The sequence below is a fragment of the Kineosporia mesophila genome (assembly GCF_021129235.1).
Lineage (GTDB): Bacteria > Actinomycetota > Actinomycetes > Actinomycetales > Kineosporiaceae > Kineosporia > Kineosporia mesophila.
Genome location: NZ_JAJOMA010000015.1, coordinates 66,238 through 82,873 on the forward strand (window position 1 = coordinate 66,238; position 16,636 = coordinate 82,873).

Sequence of the window (16,636 nt, forward strand, 5' to 3'; positions counted from 1 at the left end):
GGCCAGGAGAGTTCTCAGCGGCGCACCTTTTCCCTCACCTGCTCGTTCTTCCGGGAAGAGGCGGGGTGTGGCGGAGGCGGTAGCCGGGACTCTGAAAGAGGTTGCGGCCCGGGGGCGGGCTCGAACCGGTCCCACAGGTGGTTACCGAGCGCGTTGAGCGCGGCCACGACGGGAACGGCCAGGGCGACGATGCCCACGGTCCCGGGAAAACGTTCTTCCAGAACGAGCGCGAGGACGACGGCGGTGATCCCGTTCTGCTGCGCCAGCGACAGCCTCACCCGGTCCCGGCCGCTGAGGTCGCGGCCGCGAGTGATGGGAATGCTGACGAGTATGTGGGCGCCGTAGGCGGCCACAGCGAGAACGCCCGCGACGGCCGGGAGATTGACATCGAGCTCACGCATGACGCTCATCGAGTCGGCCAGCACCAGGCCCACGACGAGAGCGGCCGCGGTGAAGGCGATCTTCGGGACCCGCTCGAGATATCGGCCGGCGACCGGGCGGAACAGCACGCCGCAGACGGCAATCCCGAGGAAAGCCGACCAGGCCGTGGCCAGGGCGATCAGGCCGGTCAGCGCGATCAGGCCGGGAACCTGCCGCAGCAGCGGCGGGCCGAGACGGATACGGAACGAGCGACGACGGTTGTGCCGGGCTTGCCAGGCGATGGACAGGGCGGCCGCGATGAGGACGATGCCCACGCTGCCCAGCAGCGCCGCCCACGGAGTGGTGGTACCGGCGACGGCCTGGCTGCTACCGGGCGGGTCGAGCGAGGCGGCCCAGCCGGCCACGTAGATGGTCAGCAGCGCGGTGACGGGATCGTCGAAGGAGGCCCAGGCGTCGAGAATGCCTTTCGCCCGGCCGGAGAGCTGGGAGCGCCGGCGATTGGCCTCGACGGACAGCGGGTCGATCTGGGCCACCGCGATCCCCAGGACGATCGCCCAGGGCTCGCGCAGGACGAGATACAGGGCGCCGGCGACCAGGGCGGCCTTGGCGACGACACCCACGGTCACGGCGACGAGGACGAGCTTCCAGTCGCGGCGCAGGTCCTGCGGATCGATGCTGCTGGTGGCGCAGTACAGGCCGAGGCAGACGAGTAGTGCCCCGGCCACCGGGTACCAGCCGGAACCCAGCACCTGCCCGGAGGGCAGGAGCCAGCCGGCGGTCATACCCAGGGTCAGTGCGAGAGCGGGCAGGGCCAGGGGAGAGGCCGCGGTGGGCGGACCGTGATCGTTCACCCGGGTGAGGAGGGATCGATGCCCCATCAGACGCCCCCGCAGTCATTGGTCGCACAATTAGCGAATATTGTAATGTGCGCCACATCACGTTGGCGATCTTCTCGGCTCAGTCTTTCAGTTTCGCCCGGCAGCGTCTGGCCAGACTGGCCATCAGTCGGTCGGCGGTTCCGACCACCTCCTGGTCGAGGGTGACCCCGAGCAGGAACCGGCGTCCTTCCAGGCGATACACGTAGATGGCGCCGCGTTCGACATCGAGTACGACTCGCTGGACCTCGCCCGGAACCAGGGCCTGGACCGCCCGGCCCAGCTCGCCCGCCCGGTCGGGCACCTGCGTCCCCAGTTCCAGGTACATCCGGCGACGGGCCCGGGAGGAGAGATCGATGGAGAGCTCGCGGACAGCGGGCTCGTCGAACTGGTCGGCGAAGAGCTGGCACGTCTGGTCGTCGAAAAAGGCCACGAAATGCAGTTCGGTCCCGGTCACGGCCCGCTTGCACAATGACTCCACGGACTCCCCGGAAGGGTCGGCCAGATCCATCGCCGCCGAGGTGTTCTCGAACGCCTCGATGGTCGGGGAGCTCCGCTGGAGAGCATCTTTCAGGTTCCCCCCGACGTTCTGCGGCGTCAGCCGGACCTGCCGCCGCAGTTCCTCGGCCAGGGCCCCGGTGGCCAGGTCCCCGTCGTGCACAGCGGCGGCACCCGGGAGCGCGCCCTCCTCGGATCCCGGCCCGGACAGGGCCGAGATGGAGATCCCGACGACGTACTGCTGCAGGACCACCGCATCGCAGAACACCGCCCCGCCCTCGGTCTGGACCACCAGACGGATCAGAGGGCCGGTACGGAAGGACTCGGTGCGGGTGTCCAGGGTCCGCGCAGCGTGGACGACACGACCACTGGAGCGGCGGAAGTCTTTCAGCCGCCGTTCCGGGCTGCGGTCGGGCCAGTGGTCGGAGGACGGGGAGCGGTCCAGCCCGTCGGCGGCGAAGTCGAACCGGGCGTGGGAGAAATGGGCGAGGTAGTGCGGACTTCCCGTCTGCACCGCGATCTCGGTGGCTCTCACCCGGTTGTCCCACGCCCCGTCGATGTGGTCCTCCCGCTCGGTCCGGACATGGGTCCCGGTGGCAGAGTCATCGGGCACGCTGGTCATGGCTCCTCCTCGTCATTGGCCTCAGACATCGGGGATGTCGATGTCGACCCAGAACAGATCGGCCAGGGACCGTCGGCCGGAGTCGGCGGAGGCGATCGTCAGGCGGTTCTGGCGGGCCAGGCGGGTGCGGGGATGGCGACGGGTGAACATCTGCTCGTACCCCTGCTCGGCCTTCTCCGCCAGGCGCGTCGCCTCCTCCCGCGATCCGGCGGTGGCCAGCGTGGCGGCCTGGTTCAGGGTGGCGTCCAGCACCCAGGGATGGTTGCGTGAGAGCCGGGTCTTCAGAGCGCGGCGGGCGGCCTCGCCCTCCTGGACGGCTTGCTGCTCGAGGCCGGCGGCGCAGTGCAGCACCGCGACGTTCACCTGGGCCGCGTGCACGAAGGGATGATCGTGGTCGAAGGACGTGGACAGCCCCAGCAGTGCTCGCTCGCCCAGTTCCAGGGCGGTGGGCAGGTGCTGGGCCAGGAAGGCCGAGTAGGCCAGGTTCAGCCGGCAGGCCTGGGTGGACGGATGGGACTCGCCGAGCAGGAAACGGAACTGCTCCTGCAACTCGTAGTCCGGCGGCGCGACGTCGTGGGTACTGAGGCTGCGCCGGGCATCCAGGACAACCCTCTGGCGCTGCACTCCCAGAAGGTCGGCCTCACTGGTCACCCGGTTCAGCTGGTCGAGCGCGAGCCGTAGCAGCCGGGCCGCTTCCGGGTAGTCGCCCAGTTCGCGCAGGGCGACCGCCAGCGCCACGACCTGCCGGATCGTGAACACCGCGTCCGGGCCGAGCACGCGTTCCGACCGTGCGTACAGGACGGCTGTCGCCCGCCGGGAACCCTCGAGCTCGCCGATCAGGCGTGCTGACAGCGCCAGGTTGGAGTCGGCCATCATGGTGTCCGGATGGTCGGACCCCTGGGACTCGGTGAAAATTCCCGCGGTGGTCAGGTCTTCGCTGTGGGCGTCTTCGAACTCGCCCTGACCCCGGTAATCGCCGCCGAGGCCGCGCATCGTCAGGACCGCTTCGCGGGAGAGCTTGTCGGCGCTGCTGATCTGAGGACGGAGCACCACCAGGTCCAGCTCCAGGGCCCGCTCGTAGTCGCCCAGCGCCCGGTGGATGTTGGCGAGGTTACGCCCGAACGACTGGGTGATGTCGTCGGAGCCCGGGAAGTCCCCGTCCGACCAGCGTTTCCACACGTCCTCGCCCCAGGCCGCAGCGGCCCGCCAGGAGTACAGCTCACCGTTACGGTAGAGCCAGCGCAGATGCTTGCGGACCCAGCGCCGCACGTCCGGGTCATCACTGTTCAGTGCCCCGGAGGGGACGATGTGCGGTGCCAGTTCGGCCATGCTCTCCGGGCGAGCCGGGTAGTCACCCTCGGCCTCGGTCGGGGCGTACCGAGCCAGCATCAGCAGTGCCTGCTCGCGGCGGTGGTGCACTGCCTCCGGCGGCATCGACTGCCGCAGGGCCTCCTGAAGGGCGCGGTGCATCCGCAGGGCCCGGATCCGCCAGTCGACCTCGAACAGCCCGAACCGCTGAGCCGTCCAGAGGATGCGGTGGAACTCTCCGGCGTCCGAGGTCAGGGACCCGGGCGGGCGCCCGGCCGCAGCCTCCAGTTGCTCCAGCGCGCTGCGGGACCCCAGCAGAGCCAGGGGAACCCCTTCCGGGGCCAGGAACGAGCACAGTTCTCCGAGAGCCATCGCAAGATCGCCGAGGGGCTCGTCCCGCAGGCTCCGGCGCGCCAGGGCGAAGGCCGCGTCGGTGATCGTGGCCGGGGTCTGGCTGCCGGGATCGGGAAGAGCGGCGTGCAGTTCGTCCAGGGCCCAGGAGATCGTCTCCTGATAGGCCTGGAAGGCGGTCTCGCCGCTCTTGCGGTGCAGCGGTGCCTGCTGGCCGATCAGATCGGCCAGCAGGCGGACCGCCACCGGCAGGCGACCCACGGCGTCCGCCAGCTCGGCCACCTGATCCTCGTTCGCGATCCGCAGCCGCTCGCGAAGGTAGATCCGGGCGTCGGCGGTGCTGAACGGCAGCACCTCGAGAACCTCGGCCTGGATCTGCCGGTGCGGGACGACCCGGCTGGTGACCAGGACATGACTGGTCGCCGTCGGAGCGGCGATCAGGTTGCCGACAACCTCCGGGGCATCGGCATTGTCGTAGATCAGCAAGGTTCGCTGGCCGGTGGTGTTCAGGTCGGTGATGTGTCTCAGGGCCGCCCGCACCCGGTCGGTCGTGGCCCAGCCTTGGGGCAGGTCGAACTGGTCCTGGGTCGCCAGTTCGTACAGACCGGTGCGCAGGCCGGCCTCGTCGCTCGCCTCGAGCCACCAGACGGTGTCGTAGTCGAAGAGGAAGCGGTGGGCGTACTCGCGGACGATCTCGCTCTTACCGAATCCTTCGGGGCCCCAGATCCACTGGACGGTTTCGCTGGACAGGAGCCGATCGCGGATCTGTTCCAGCGCTTCGTCGCGACCGCCGAACGCCGGGTTGCGGGCCGGCAGGTTGCTCAGCAGCGGCACCCGGGCGTCGGGGCGGGGGAAACGGGCCTGGGTGGTGGCCTGTTCGGGCAGGCCGAACAGGGCGAGGTTCTGGAAGAGCTCGTATCGGGCCTGGCTCTCGCTGGTGCCGGCCAGGTCGATCTGTCCGGCCAGGAGCTCCCGGGGCAGCAGGGTGGTGGCGGCCCGCGCCGTACCGTCCAGCGCCAGGACGTAGACGAAGGGCCGGCCGGGCCCGGAGGCCCCGGACAGACGCTGGACCCAGCGGTTGGCCGCAGATCCACCCAGACGGCTGGACCACAGCACCAGGACCCGGGCGCCGGGGGCTGGGGGAGGGGCGTTCTCGTCGAGGCAGACGCGCCGGATCTTCGCCTGGGTCGGTGCCAGGGTCTGGGCGATCCAGTCGGCCCAGTCCCGGTCGTGGGGGGCGTGGGCGATGACATAGGGCTCCGGCGCGCCACTGCGGTCCAGGCCGATGAACCGGCGATAACTGTCCCGGTACGTCTGGGGTATCGAGGCCAGGTGCCTGGCGGCCGTCCCGGTGACGTTGGCGGCCACCTGCTCATAGGCCCGGACCGGGGAGGGCTCAGTGCCCGGTTGCTCCACCAGGACCGGCAGGCCCGATTCCCGGCCGTATCCACTGTCCGGGACGGAGACGATGGCGGCAGAGCCTTTTTCGGAGACGGGAGGGAGGTCGGAGAAGGCGCGCTCGGTGTCCTGGGCCTGGCCGGGCTGGGGCGGTCCGAGGTGGCCCAGCCGGATCGGGACCGGCCACACCCGAAGGCCGGGACGGGGACAGAACCGGTCGATCTGATGGGCGAGGACGGCTGCGTCGCCGGCGTTGCGGCCGAAATTGCGGAAACAGACGATCAGGTCGTCGCACAGCTGCGCCGTCAGCCGGGTGGTGGCCGCCGGCTCGCCGGTGTCGGAGGAGCTGACGGATGCGATCGGAATGTCGAGGAGGACGACGTCGTACTCGGAACTGCGCAGCTCATGGCGGAGTTTGAGGGCTGCGTCCGTGGCCGCGCCGCTCCACGGAAGGCTGTTGAGCGGGGTCAGCGGGATCTCGATGACGTGGACCGGGACGGCTTCCACGGTCGGTGGCCGGAACTCGCTCACCTGGACGTCGGAGGCCGTGATCGGGGAATGCCCCCCGCAGATCGGCCAGGGAAACAGGATGAGGGCATTGGCCAGGGGACTGCCGACCAGTTCACGCAGGCGCTCTTCGGGGCTGCCCAGGGTGGCAGTACCTAGTTGCAGGGGTTGGAGATATCCGCTGACCTGGGGAGTCGTGGTCGTGGCCGGCATCAGATCGAGAATCAGGACGCGAAGGCCACTGCCGGCCAGGACGACGGCCGTGTTGGCGACGAGACTGGTGCGCCCGGCCCCCGAACTCGGTGATACGGCGCCGATCACCGAGGCTTCTGTGTGGTCCATCTGGACCCTCCCCCTGGGTCAGATCGAGCTGTTGAATGCGACGTAGGAGTCGCGTTGCCCGAGGTCAAGGATACGGGCCAATGACGTCTTGAGAGCAGAAAACGGTAGCTCGGCAAGTTCTTCGAGATTGATGTCCCCGAGATCGGGGAGTGGGCCGGGCCAGTCGCCGCCCGAATTTTCCTGGCCGGCGGCTGCCGAAGAGCCGGCGGCGCTGTCGGGAATGGTCATGATCCGGCACCGGACGACACTGGATTCCTCCGCTCGGGACGCCGCAGACTGAGGGGGCAGGTGTACGTCCGGCCGGGCGCGAGGGCCGGATGTTCCGTGACGGCCCAGTACATCAGGTCGGCCGGAGGTTCGGTATTGATTCAGTATTGATCACGACGCCATTGTGACCTCAGCGTGGGAAATTCGGAGGTGGAGGGGCTCGATGCTGCGCCAGTACATCGTGAAGGTGCACAGTCGCTGTAATCTGAGATGCGATTACTGCTATGTCTACGCCAAGAATGACAGTCGCTGGACGACGCGGCCCCCGGTGATGGCGACGGCTACTGTCGACCTTCTGGCCCGGCGGTTGGCCGAACACGTGAATGGCGAATCATCGTCACCAATTGATGTCATTCTTCATGGTGGTGAACCGCTGCTGATCGGGCGTACCCGTCTGCGTCATCTGGTGCAGACGCTGCGATCTGCCGTCGGGACGCTGAACTTCTCCGTGCAGACGAACGGCAGCCTGCTCTCGGCGGCCATGCTCGACGAACTCGACGAGCTGGGGGTCGGGGTCGGCGTGAGCCTCGACGGGGACGCGGCCGCCCATGACCGGCATCGCCGCACGGGGGGTGGGCACGGCAGTCATCGTCTCGCCGAAGCCGGCCTGGAACGGCTGACGGCCGAACGTCACCGCCATCTCTTCCGTGGCCTGCTGTGCACGATCGATCTGGCCAACGAGCCGGTGGCCACCTACGAGGCGCTGCTGCGGTTCGCGCCGCCGGCCGTGGACTTCCTTCTGCCGCATGCGAACTGGGATCAGCCACCCGACCTGCCCGCCGGCCGTGCCGTGCTCTCCCACGGCGACTGGCTGATCGCCGCCTTCGACCGCTGGTACGACGCACCCCGCCAGGAGACGTCCGTGCGGATGTTCGAATCCGTGATCGACGGGCTGTTCGGGCGCCCGTCATCGGTGCACGGACTGGGCACGGTGGCACCCTCGCTGGTGGTGGTGGAGACCGACGGCGCGATGGAGTGGAACGATTCCCTGGCGAGTGCCTACCACGGCGCCGCATCGACCGGCCTGGACCTGGAGCGCCATCGGTTCGCCGAGTTCGAGGCCCTCCCCGATGTTTCCGGCCCGCCGCCGGGATCCAGGGTCCCCACCCCGTGCCGGTCCTGCCGGGTGCAGCGCGTCTGCGGCGGTGGTCTGCCCGCACATCGTTACGCCGCAGATGGATTCGACCGGCGCTCGGTCTACTGCGCGGACCTGCTGGCCTTCATCCGGCACGTGCAGACCCGGCTGCGGCACGACCTGGGCGCCCTGACCCGGGCCGGGTGATGTCCCACCCCACCCACAGCCTCCCGGCCGGGATGCTGGACGAACTGGCTGCGGGGCGCTCCGACCCGGCGGCGATCCAGGTACTGACCCTGGCCCGGCGTAGCAAAGTCCTTCTGGCGCTGCGATTCCTCATGGAGCGCAGCGCCGGTCTGGATGCCGGGACCGCCCGGCGCACGGCCGCTGCCTATGCGCTGCTGGCCCAGGTCCAGAGCAGGAACCGGTCGATCGTCGACGAACTGCTGGCCTACCCGGCCGTCTCGGCGTGGGTCCTGCGGACCGCGGTGGCGATGGCCACCGGCCCGGCCCGTCCCGACGCCCTCGCCCTGGTCGCCGCGGCCGCCGCCCACCGGAGCGGTCAGCCCTACGAGATCGAGGTTCCGTTACGCCCGGCCCTCGTGCTTCCCGGGATCGGCCGGTTCACCTCCGCGGACGCAGCCGGTCTCGGGGTGATCCGCAGATCCTCGGCCGGTGGCGACAGCCGGTTGCGGGGCCCCTCGGGCCGGGAATCGGGACTGACCACCTCACCGGGCTGGGTGCCGCTGGAACGGATCAGCTGCTCGGCCGGCGGCATCGACCTGCGACTGCTGGTGGACGGTGACGATCTCGGGTCCCCGGACGGATCCCCTCTCACGCTCGCGCACCCGGGGCCGTCGACGGTGCGGACCTGGGCCGCGGCGCTCGCCCGGGCCTGGGAAACCCTGGTGGACAGGCATCGTGAGGTGGCCCAGGAGGTCGCGGCGATGTTCGTGGTCCTGACGCCTGTCGAGGCGGGCACCGGAGGGCACTCCAGCGCTACTGCGGTCGACGCTCACGGCGGTCTGCTGATGTCCTCGCCGGGAACAGCTCTGACCGTCGCCGAGATCTTCGCCCACGAGGTGCAGCACGCCAAACTCGCGCTGATCGTCGACGTGCACCCCTTGCTGCGCCGGCCCGCCCCGGGCGAGGACGGACCCCGCTTCTACGTGCCCTGGCGGCTCGACCCCCGTCCGCCCATGGGCATGCTGCACGGTGCCTACGCGCATCTGGGGGTCGCCGAATTCTGGCGCCGCAGGCAAGCACTGGGCAGCCAACGGGAGCGTCAGCGGGCCCAGGTGAACTTTGCCCGATGGCGATCGGCCGTGGCCGAGGTCGTGGCCCGGCTCCGGGACCACAGCGAACTCACCCCGGTGGGACGACGATTCGTCGAGGGCATGAGCCGCACGGTGAATGAGATGCTGATGGAATCCGTTCCGGCCACGGCCCAGAAGCAGGCCCGAGCGCTGGCCCAGGCCCACCGGCGAGCCGCGAAGGCGAGGCCCGAAGCGTGACGGGCGGGACTCCGGGGACTTCGGTCTGGTCGAGGGCGTGATGACCCACAGCGATCCGCGACAAGTCCTGACTTTGTGCACAGGTTCGGCTACCTTTCAGTGCAGTCCGGCCGGGACACCCGTTCCCGTCCGGCCGGCGTCCGGGCCGGGCTCATCCGCTCGTGCCGGCCGCCGCTCGCGCAGTGACCTCCGTCCACGTCTTCAAGGAGATTCGATGGTCCGGAAACGACTGGCGGCGACGATCGCTCTCGCGCTCGCCGTGCCGCTCACCACCCTGGCGTTACCCGCAGCCGCTGGTGTCGCAGCAACCACGCAGGACAAGCCCGGTGGCGCCGCTTCCGACATCACCATGGGCAACAAGGCCCCGCGTCTGGTGGACGGGAAGAAGGTCAAGGCCCCCACCAGCTACCAGGCGCCGAGCAAGGCCAAACTGAAAGCGTCGGCCGCGGCCGAGCCGACTCCGGCCGTCGGCACGGTGCGCCAGTGGGTCGCCTCCGACGACGTCGAGGGCTACTACCGCAAGGACTTCACCCTGCGGGGCGTGGGTGACCACATCGAGGTGTGGGTCGCCAACGACCTGGCGTTCCCCGAAGGTGACTGCCGTAACGCGGTCACGGGCAGCACCACGGTCACCGACGCGCAGGTGCAGGGCCTGGTCGACGAGTTCGACGACAACATGTACCCGAAGGAGACCGCTGCCTTCAGCACGCCCCCGGACCGGGACGGCTCGAAGGCCCTGCTGGGGCCGGACGCGAACGGCAACGGCGGCGTCTACACCGGCGGGGGTGAGAAGACCGTCACCCTGGTCGACAACGTCCGCGACGACAACTACTACGACTTCCCGGCCGTGCAGACCTACACCGCGGGCTTCTTCTCGTCGTACCTGAACGAGCTGTTCGACCGCAACACGATGACGATCGATGCCTACGACTGGACGCACCGCACCACCGCCGACCCGGTGGACGCGTCGACCAGTGACCCCTGCACCAGCCGGCCAGCTCGTCCGTGGCTGTACGAGGGCGTTTTCGGGCACGAGTGGCAGCACCTGCTGCAGTACTACACCGACCCGAACGAGGTGACGTGGGTCAACGAGGGCCTGTCCGACTTCGCCATCGCGCTGGACGGTTACTCCAACTCCACCGCGACGGTGTTCGAACCCGGCTTCGACAACCACATCATCTCCTACCAGGGCTACAGCACGGTGCCCACGACCTACAACCCGAACCCGAGGGACAGCGGTGGGGCGCAGAACTCGCTGAACCTCTGGGGTGAGGACGGCGACAACCCGAACGCGGTGCTGGCCGACTACGGTCAGGCGTACTCGTTCATGCTGTTCCTCTACGACCGGTACGGCCTGGACTTCATGTCCCAGCTGCACCGTGACGGCGAGCGGCAGGGGCTGGACAGCCTGGCCGCCGAACTCAAGGCGATCGGGGTCAAGGACGTCTACGGCGTGCTGCACGACTTCCAGTCCTCCACGCTGCTGGACGCCTTCCTGGACGCCTCCAGGAAGTCGAAGATCTCCGGCATCTCGAAGTCCCGGGTGACCACCAAGAGCCTCGAGGCCTCGGTCAACCTGGAGAACACGCAGTCGTACGCGAAGCCGGGCGCAGCCCCCAACGGCGCCGACTACGTGGAACTGAAGGGCAAGAACGGCAAGGCCCTGCGGGGCAAGGACCTGAAGTCGCTGACGTTCGCCGGCGCGAAGACCCTCCCGCCGGTCCCGCTGGCCTGGACCGTCGTGAGCGACGACCCGGACCGGGCCGGTAACCCGGTGCTGTTCTCCGGCAACGAGAACAACACCGACGCCGCCCTGGTCACCAGGGCGACGGTGCCGGCCGCGGACCCGACCCTGCGGTTCCTGGCCAAGTACGGCGCCGAGGCGACGTACGACTACGGCTACGTCAGCGTCTCCACCGACGGTGGCAAGACCTACAGCGCACCGATTCCCGGCAACCACACGGTGGCCGACGGTCCGCTCGGCGCGGGCCTGAACGGTACGACGACCGGGTTCGAGTCGGAGGAGTACGACCTGTCGGCGTACGCCGGTCAGGACATTCTGATCAGCATCCGGTACGTCAGCGACGGTGGCGTCAACGAGGGTGGTCTGCTCGTCGACGACATCTCCGTCGGTGGCACCGCGATCAGCGACGGTTCCAGCCTCGAGCCGTTCGACTCTCCCACGGAGATCGTGCCGGTCACGGTGAACAACTGGAACGTGCGCCTGGTCGGCCTGAACGCGAAGAAGCACCGCGCCGTCCAGGTCACCTTCAACGGCAGGTCCAGCATCACGCTCAGCCGCAAGAGCCCGGACCTGAAGAAGCTCAAGAAGTTCGACCAGGTCGTGGCCATCGTTGCCTACGACGAGCCGACCGAGCAGGTCCAGCAGTACGCGCCGTACACGCTCACCGTGAACGGCACCCTCCAGCCGGGCGGTAGCGCCCAGAGCTGATCGGGGAACGTGGGTACCCGCCGTCAGTGACGGCGGGTACCCACTCGTTCACCAGGCGGTGAGGATCGCGTCGGCCGGCTGCGAGAGGAACGGCGAGTGCGAGGTCGCCAGCGTGACGACGTTCGCCGGGGCGACGGAGATCTCGTCGATGTCCTGCACGAAGCGGCGCTGCCGGGGCCAGTTCGGCCGCCTGCGTGGCCACCACCCCACCCATGCTGGGGGCCACCACGACGCACGGTTCGCCGTTGCCGATCAGGCGCATCTGCCCGATCAGCGTGGCCGCCGCGGCGGTGGTCGTGAGGCCGGACACGGGGAGGGCTCGAATTCCCCGGTGCTGAACGGCCTTGCCCATCGCGCCTGCGGGGACCGGCCGCGCAGGCCGTGACCGGCCAGGTCGACGTCGGCACCGGTCCACCGCGGACGTCAGCCGGGCGTCAGTGCCGTGAAAGAGAAGCCTCCTGGCGTTGTCCACGCATCTGTACGGGAACTTCCCCCGAAACGCGAGGACCGCATGAGTACAGCTCCGCCGATATCCGATCGTTCCCGGTCCACGGTGATCCTGGTCGCTGTCTGCGCCGCCGTCCTGGTGCTGCCGGCATCGCTCACCGGGACGTCGGTCGCGCTTCCGCGGATCAGCACCGAACTGGACGCCGGTCTGGCGTCCCTGCAATGGATGATCAACTCTTACGATCTCGCGTTCGCCTGCTTCATGCTGGCCTGCGGATCTCTGGCCGACATCTTCGGCCGGCGGCTGGTGTTCACCGTCGGGGTGGTGCTGTTCGGGATCTCGGGCCTGGTCAGCGCGCTGACCTCGAACGTCTACGTGCGTCGCCGACCTCGCCGCCCGCACCCGGCGGCCGGAGTCGGTGATCGGGCTGCACTTCTTCAACCCCGCGCCGGTCATGCCCCTGGTCGAGATCGTGACCACCGGGTCCACCGGGCAGCCCGCCCTGGCCAGGGCCGTCGCGGTGACGGACGCGCTCGGCAAGGACCACGTGCGGTGCGGCGACCGGGCCGGTTTCATCGTGAACCGGCTGCTGGTGCCGTATCTGAACGACGCGCTGGAGACGGTGGCCCAGGGCTGCCCGCCCGGAGACCTGGATGCGGTGATGACCTCGGCGCACGGTTTCGGAATGGGCCCGTTGCGGCTGGTCGACCTGATCGGGACCGACGTCGTCCTGGCGATCGCGACGTCACTGCGGGAGGCGTTCGACGAACCCGGCCTGGACCCGTCACCGCTTCTCGTCGCCTGCGTACGTGAGCAGGTGCTCGGGGCCAAGAACGGCACCTCGGTCCGTGACCTGATCGGAGCGTCCTCGTGGAGCAGCTGATCGTACCGCGGCCGCGATCCGGCTCTGGACCGAGAGTCTCGGGCACCTGGACGACCCCTGCTGCTCGTGGCCGGTGGTGGGGCCCAGGGAATCTCCTGGCCCGACGACTTCTGCCGGGCACTCGCCGACGACGGGTTCCGGGTGGTGCGGTACGACCATCGCGACACCGGCCGGTCGACCGGGGGCGACCACGCCCAGCGTCCCTACGACCTGACCGCCCTGGCGGTGGATGCCGCCGAGGTCGTCCGGAGGCTCGGCGCGGTCGACGCGCACGTGGTCGGGCAGTCGATGGGAGGCATGCTCGCCCAGCTCCTGGCCGTTCAGGAGCCCGAGGTGGTGCGGTCGCTGGCGCTGTTGTCGTCCTCGCCGGACGCCAACGGCAGGGTCGGCAAGCGGCCGCGCACCGGGCTACCGGGCCCGGGCCGGGCGATGCTCGACCACGTCGCGACGATGGCGGTCGCCCCGCCCCGCACCCCGGAGGACAGGGTGGCGGCGGACGTGGCCGGCTGGCGCGTGCTGGTGGGCCCGCAGGCCCCCTTCGGCGAGGCCTACTGGCGTGATCCGGTCGAGCGCTCGACCCGTCGCGCCGAGACCCCCGGTGCCTCGGGATATCACGTGCAGGCGCTGGACCGAACCCCACCGCTGAGCCCGGCGGTCGCCGGGATCGGGGTCCCGACCCTGGTGGTGCACGGGGAGTGTGACGCGGTCTTCCCGCCCGAGCACGGCCGGGCCCTGGCCTCGGCGATCCCTGCCGCCCGGCTGGTCGAGATCGCCGGGACGGGACACATTTTCCCGCCGGAGTGGTCGTCCCGCATCATCGGCCTGCTGCGTGAGCACCTCCAGGAGGCAGTCGCCAGGGGAGGGAGCGTGGTGGGCCCGTAGGCGGCGGTCACCTTTTCGGGCGGGGTGAAAGCCACTGCCCTAAGGGGCGATTGCCCTTGTACCGGCTACTGGTCGGGAGATCAACCTCCCTCAGGAGGAAATATGGCACCCGTCGGATACGGGACGGTGCCCGCTCTACCCCTATGGTCGTAACTCCCCGCAAAAGCCGGACAAGCCATCCGAAGCGGCTTATGGTCGAAGTCGCCGAGAGGCACCACCACCGCCGACCGAGACAAGCGATGAGTGGGCCACCCGGTACCGCGCGGCAACGTCATGCCGCGCCTGGGATCTCGAACAGCAGGGGGAAACATGAGCAGGTCCCACGTGGCCTTCGGGTTCATCACGACGGCGGTGGTCTCCGGCGTCCTCGTCGCACTTCCCGGGTCGTCCTCCTTCGCCGCGGCGACGGACTGCCCGACGGCACTTCCCACCGCCCAGGCTGTCGACGGCCTGACCGGTACCGGTTACACGGTCGAGAAAGGTACGAAGGCCGAAGAATTCACGGCCAAGGTCCTGGGCCGGGTCACCGACGGTATCGCCCCGGGCGTGGACATGATCATGGCCGAGGTCGACTCGCCCGCCCTCGAGCGTGCGGGTGGCGTGTGGGCGGGCATGTCCGGCTCACCGGTCTACACCTCCGGCGGCAAGCTGATCGGGTCGGTCTCCTACGGCCTGGCGGCGTCCTCGAAGATCGCCGGGATCACCCCGGCCGCAGACCTGCTCGCGCTCAAGGGCGGTACGAAGAGCGCGACGAAGATCGCGGTCTCGTCGACGAAGGCGGCCCGCATCGCCAGTACGGGCGAGGCCTCCGCGAAGCTCGCCGCGAAGGGCTTCCAGCGGCTGCCGGTGCCGGTCACGATCACCGGCGCGGCCCCGAAGAACACCCAGCACTTCCTCGCCGGGATCGAGAAGAACAGCGGTCCGGTGGTGCGCACCAGCGCCTCCGCCGCCTCGACGCTGAGCGCGAGCGCCAAGTCCTCGCCCAGCGAGATCTTCGCCGGGTCGAACTACGCCGCCGCGCTGTCCTACGGCGACATCGCGGCCACCGCGCTGGGCACCACCACCTACGTGTGCGGCAAGACCGCGATCGCCTTCGGTCACCCGTTCTTCGGGGTCGGCCCGGCCGAGTACAGCGTGCACCCGGCCACCGCGGTCTACGTGCAGGCCGATCCGGTCGGTGGCCCGTTCAAGGTGGGCAACCCCGGTGGGGTGGTCGGCACCGTGACCCAGGACGGCACCATCGGGCTGACCAGCACCCTGGGCACGGCGCCCAAGCACACCTACCCGATCACCACCTCGCTGAAGAACGCGGCCGGTAAGACCTTCACCGGCAAGACCGTGGGTGTCTACCAGCCCTACGCCGGTGACATCGCGGCCACCCACCTGCAGTCCGCGATCGTCAAGGCCAACGGTGCGCAGGGGGCCGGGTCGGCCGCGGTGACCTACACCGTCACCGGCACCCGGGCCGGCGGCAAGAAGTTCTCGCTGACCCACACCGACCGCTACGCCGACTCCTACGACGTCGCCTACGCCACGGCCGACGCGCTCTACGCGTCGATCAGCCCGCTCGTGCAGCAGGAGTTCGAGAACGTCAACATCACCGGCGTCAAGGTCACCGGCACGGTGAGCACCACCTACAAGCCCTACCGGGTGACGAAGGTGGAGACGAAGAAGAGCGGCACCTGGGTGGCGCTCAAGGGCACCCAGAAGGTCACGTCCGGCGGCACCATTCCGCTGCGCGCCACGCTGCTGGCCTACCGCTCCACGAAGAAGGTCACGGTGCCGCTGACGGTGGCGGTCCCGAAGAAGAGCAAGGGCTGGACCGGTTCCCTCACCGTGGCCGACGGCCTGACCGCCGCCCCCGCGACGAACGAGCCGGCCTCGCTGACGGCCCTGCTCGCCCAGCTGCGCAGCGCCCCGGCGAACAATGTCCTGGTCAGCCAGGTCGACCTGAGGAGCTCCAAGGGCGCCAAGAAGCACAGCGTCCGGGAGACCGCGCTGAAGACGACCGTCAGCTCGTACTTCAAGACGGTCTCGGTGACGGTGAAGTAGCCGACCGCCCGGTCAGGGCAGTACACGATCCATCGCGTTACGACGGCACCGGCGGCGCTGAGTTCCTCCAGCGCCGACCGGTGCTCGTCAGTGGTGGCGCTCGCGGTGGCATCGGGCACCACGGTCACGGCGAAGTCGCCCGCCGGCGCGCTGACGGCCGTGGCGGCCACCCCGTGGGCCGTCGACAGGCCCACGATCACCGTCCAGGACACGCCCTGTTCGCACAGCCGGACCCGCAGGACCGATCCGGTCCTGGAGATCCACGAGGATCATCGCGGTCGACGGGTCGGTCACGAGGCCTGCTTTCGGGGGAGAAGGTGCCGTCGTCGTACGCCATCGGGCCGGACAGGTGCTGAGCCTCGTCCGTGATCCGGGGCCCCAGGAACGCGCCGGCTCTCGCGGCCGGGCCGGATCACGAACTATTCTCCCGTCATGACGGTTCAGGTGATCTGGCGGCCCGGGTGGTTCCGCGAAGACGGCCGGACCGTCTGAGGTGAGTGGCCCGGCGGTCATCCCCGGTGTTCTCCAGATCGAGACGGTGCCACCGCGGCCCGGCTTCGTGGCGGTGACGTTCCTCAGCGGTCCACGCCTCACCGTCGACATCCCGCGCGCCAAGGTGCAGGAGATCCTCAACTGGTGGCTGACCATCGCCCCCGAGGTCGCCGTCGACGGCTACATCCCCGACGACGTCATCGCGCAGTTCCGGGACGACATCATCGCCGCGGCCGTGCCCGACACGCCCGACCCCTCCTCCTGAGCCCACGGATCGGGTCCCGCACGA

General features: G+C 69.4%; 10 protein-coding genes and 2 pseudogenes. 7 read left to right on the plus strand and 5 right to left on the minus strand.

What is annotated here, in order from left to right:
• Window positions 1-14: 14 nt before the first annotated feature.
• The 4 genes from LR393_RS21215 to fxsA all read right to left on the minus strand — a co-directional run bounded on the left by LR393_RS21215 (window position 15) and on the right by fxsA (window position 6,510).
• A complete protein-coding gene (locus LR393_RS21215; RefSeq protein ID WP_231485874.1) occupies window positions 15-1,259 on the minus strand; it encodes a cation:proton antiporter domain-containing protein in 1,245 nt (414 codons plus the stop codon).
• 79 nt (window positions 1,260-1,338) lie between these two features.
• The gene (locus LR393_RS21220; RefSeq protein WP_231485875.1) at window positions 1,339-2,376 is read right to left on the minus strand and encodes a hypothetical protein; all 1,038 of its coding nucleotides are present in this window, start codon (window positions 2,374-2,376) and stop codon (window positions 1,339-1,341) included.
• 21 nt (window positions 2,377-2,397) lie between these two features.
• The gene (gene fxsT, locus LR393_RS21225) at window positions 2,398-6,282 is read right to left on the minus strand and encodes an FxSxx-COOH system tetratricopeptide repeat protein (protein WP_231485876.1); all 3,885 of its coding nucleotides are present in this window, start codon (window positions 6,280-6,282) and stop codon (window positions 2,398-2,400) included.
• A gap of 18 nt (window positions 6,283-6,300) precedes the next feature.
• A complete protein-coding gene (gene fxsA, locus LR393_RS21230; protein ID WP_231485877.1) occupies window positions 6,301-6,510 on the minus strand; it encodes an FxSxx-COOH cyclophane-containing RiPP peptide in 210 nt (69 codons plus the stop codon).
• A 202-nt stretch (window positions 6,511-6,712) separates the two neighbouring features.
• On the opposite strand from fxsA, the gene LR393_RS21235 reads away from it, so the two are divergent.
• The 6 genes and pseudogenes from LR393_RS21235 (at window position 6,713) to LR393_RS21260 (ending at window position 15,855) form a co-directional block, all read left to right on the plus strand.
• Window positions 6,713-7,831, plus strand: a complete 1,119-nt coding sequence (locus tag LR393_RS21235) for an FxsB family cyclophane-forming radical SAM/SPASM peptide maturase (protein ID WP_231485878.1) — start codon at window positions 6,713-6,715, stop codon at window positions 7,829-7,831.
• Entirely contained in the window at window positions 7,831-9,138 is a 1,308-nt protein-coding gene (locus LR393_RS21240; protein ID WP_231485879.1) for an aKG-HExxH-type peptide beta-hydroxylase, read from the plus strand. The genes LR393_RS21235 and LR393_RS21240 overlap by 1 nt, the downstream gene beginning before the upstream one ends.
• A 214-nt stretch (window positions 9,139-9,352) precedes the next feature.
• Entirely contained in the window at window positions 9,353-11,590 is a 2,238-nt protein-coding gene (locus tag LR393_RS21245) for a choice-of-anchor J domain-containing protein (RefSeq protein WP_231485880.1), read from the plus strand.
• An 836-nt stretch (window positions 11,591-12,426) separates the two neighbouring features.
• Window positions 12,427-12,921 (plus strand): annotated as a pseudogene (locus tag LR393_RS37115) (3-hydroxyacyl-CoA dehydrogenase family protein); the annotation flags it as partial.
• A 66-nt stretch (window positions 12,922-12,987) separates the two neighbouring features.
• Window positions 12,988-13,803 carry an alpha/beta fold hydrolase gene (locus LR393_RS21255; protein ID WP_231485882.1) on the plus strand — a complete coding sequence of 272 codons (816 nt, stop codon included), beginning with the start codon at window positions 12,988-12,990 and terminating at the stop codon, window positions 13,801-13,803.
• 309 nt (window positions 13,804-14,112) lie between these two features.
• Window positions 14,113-15,855 (plus strand): SpoIVB peptidase S55 domain-containing protein, encoded by a 1,743-nt coding sequence (locus LR393_RS21260; RefSeq protein ID WP_231485883.1) that lies wholly within the window; start codon window positions 14,113-14,115, stop codon window positions 15,853-15,855.
• Window positions 15,856-15,896: 41 nt separating this feature from the next.
• Here the strand turns inward: LR393_RS21260 and LR393_RS37120 are convergent.
• Window positions 15,897-16,115: pseudogene (locus LR393_RS37120) on the minus strand (isochorismatase family protein); the annotation flags it as partial.
• A 233-nt stretch (window positions 16,116-16,348) separates the two neighbouring features.
• Here LR393_RS37120 and LR393_RS21265 point away from each other — a divergent pair.
• Window positions 16,349-16,612, plus strand: coding sequence for a hypothetical protein (locus tag LR393_RS21265; RefSeq protein ID WP_231485884.1), 264 nt, complete (start codon window positions 16,349-16,351; stop codon window positions 16,610-16,612).
• The last annotated feature ends 24 nt before the right edge of the window (window positions 16,613-16,636 follow it).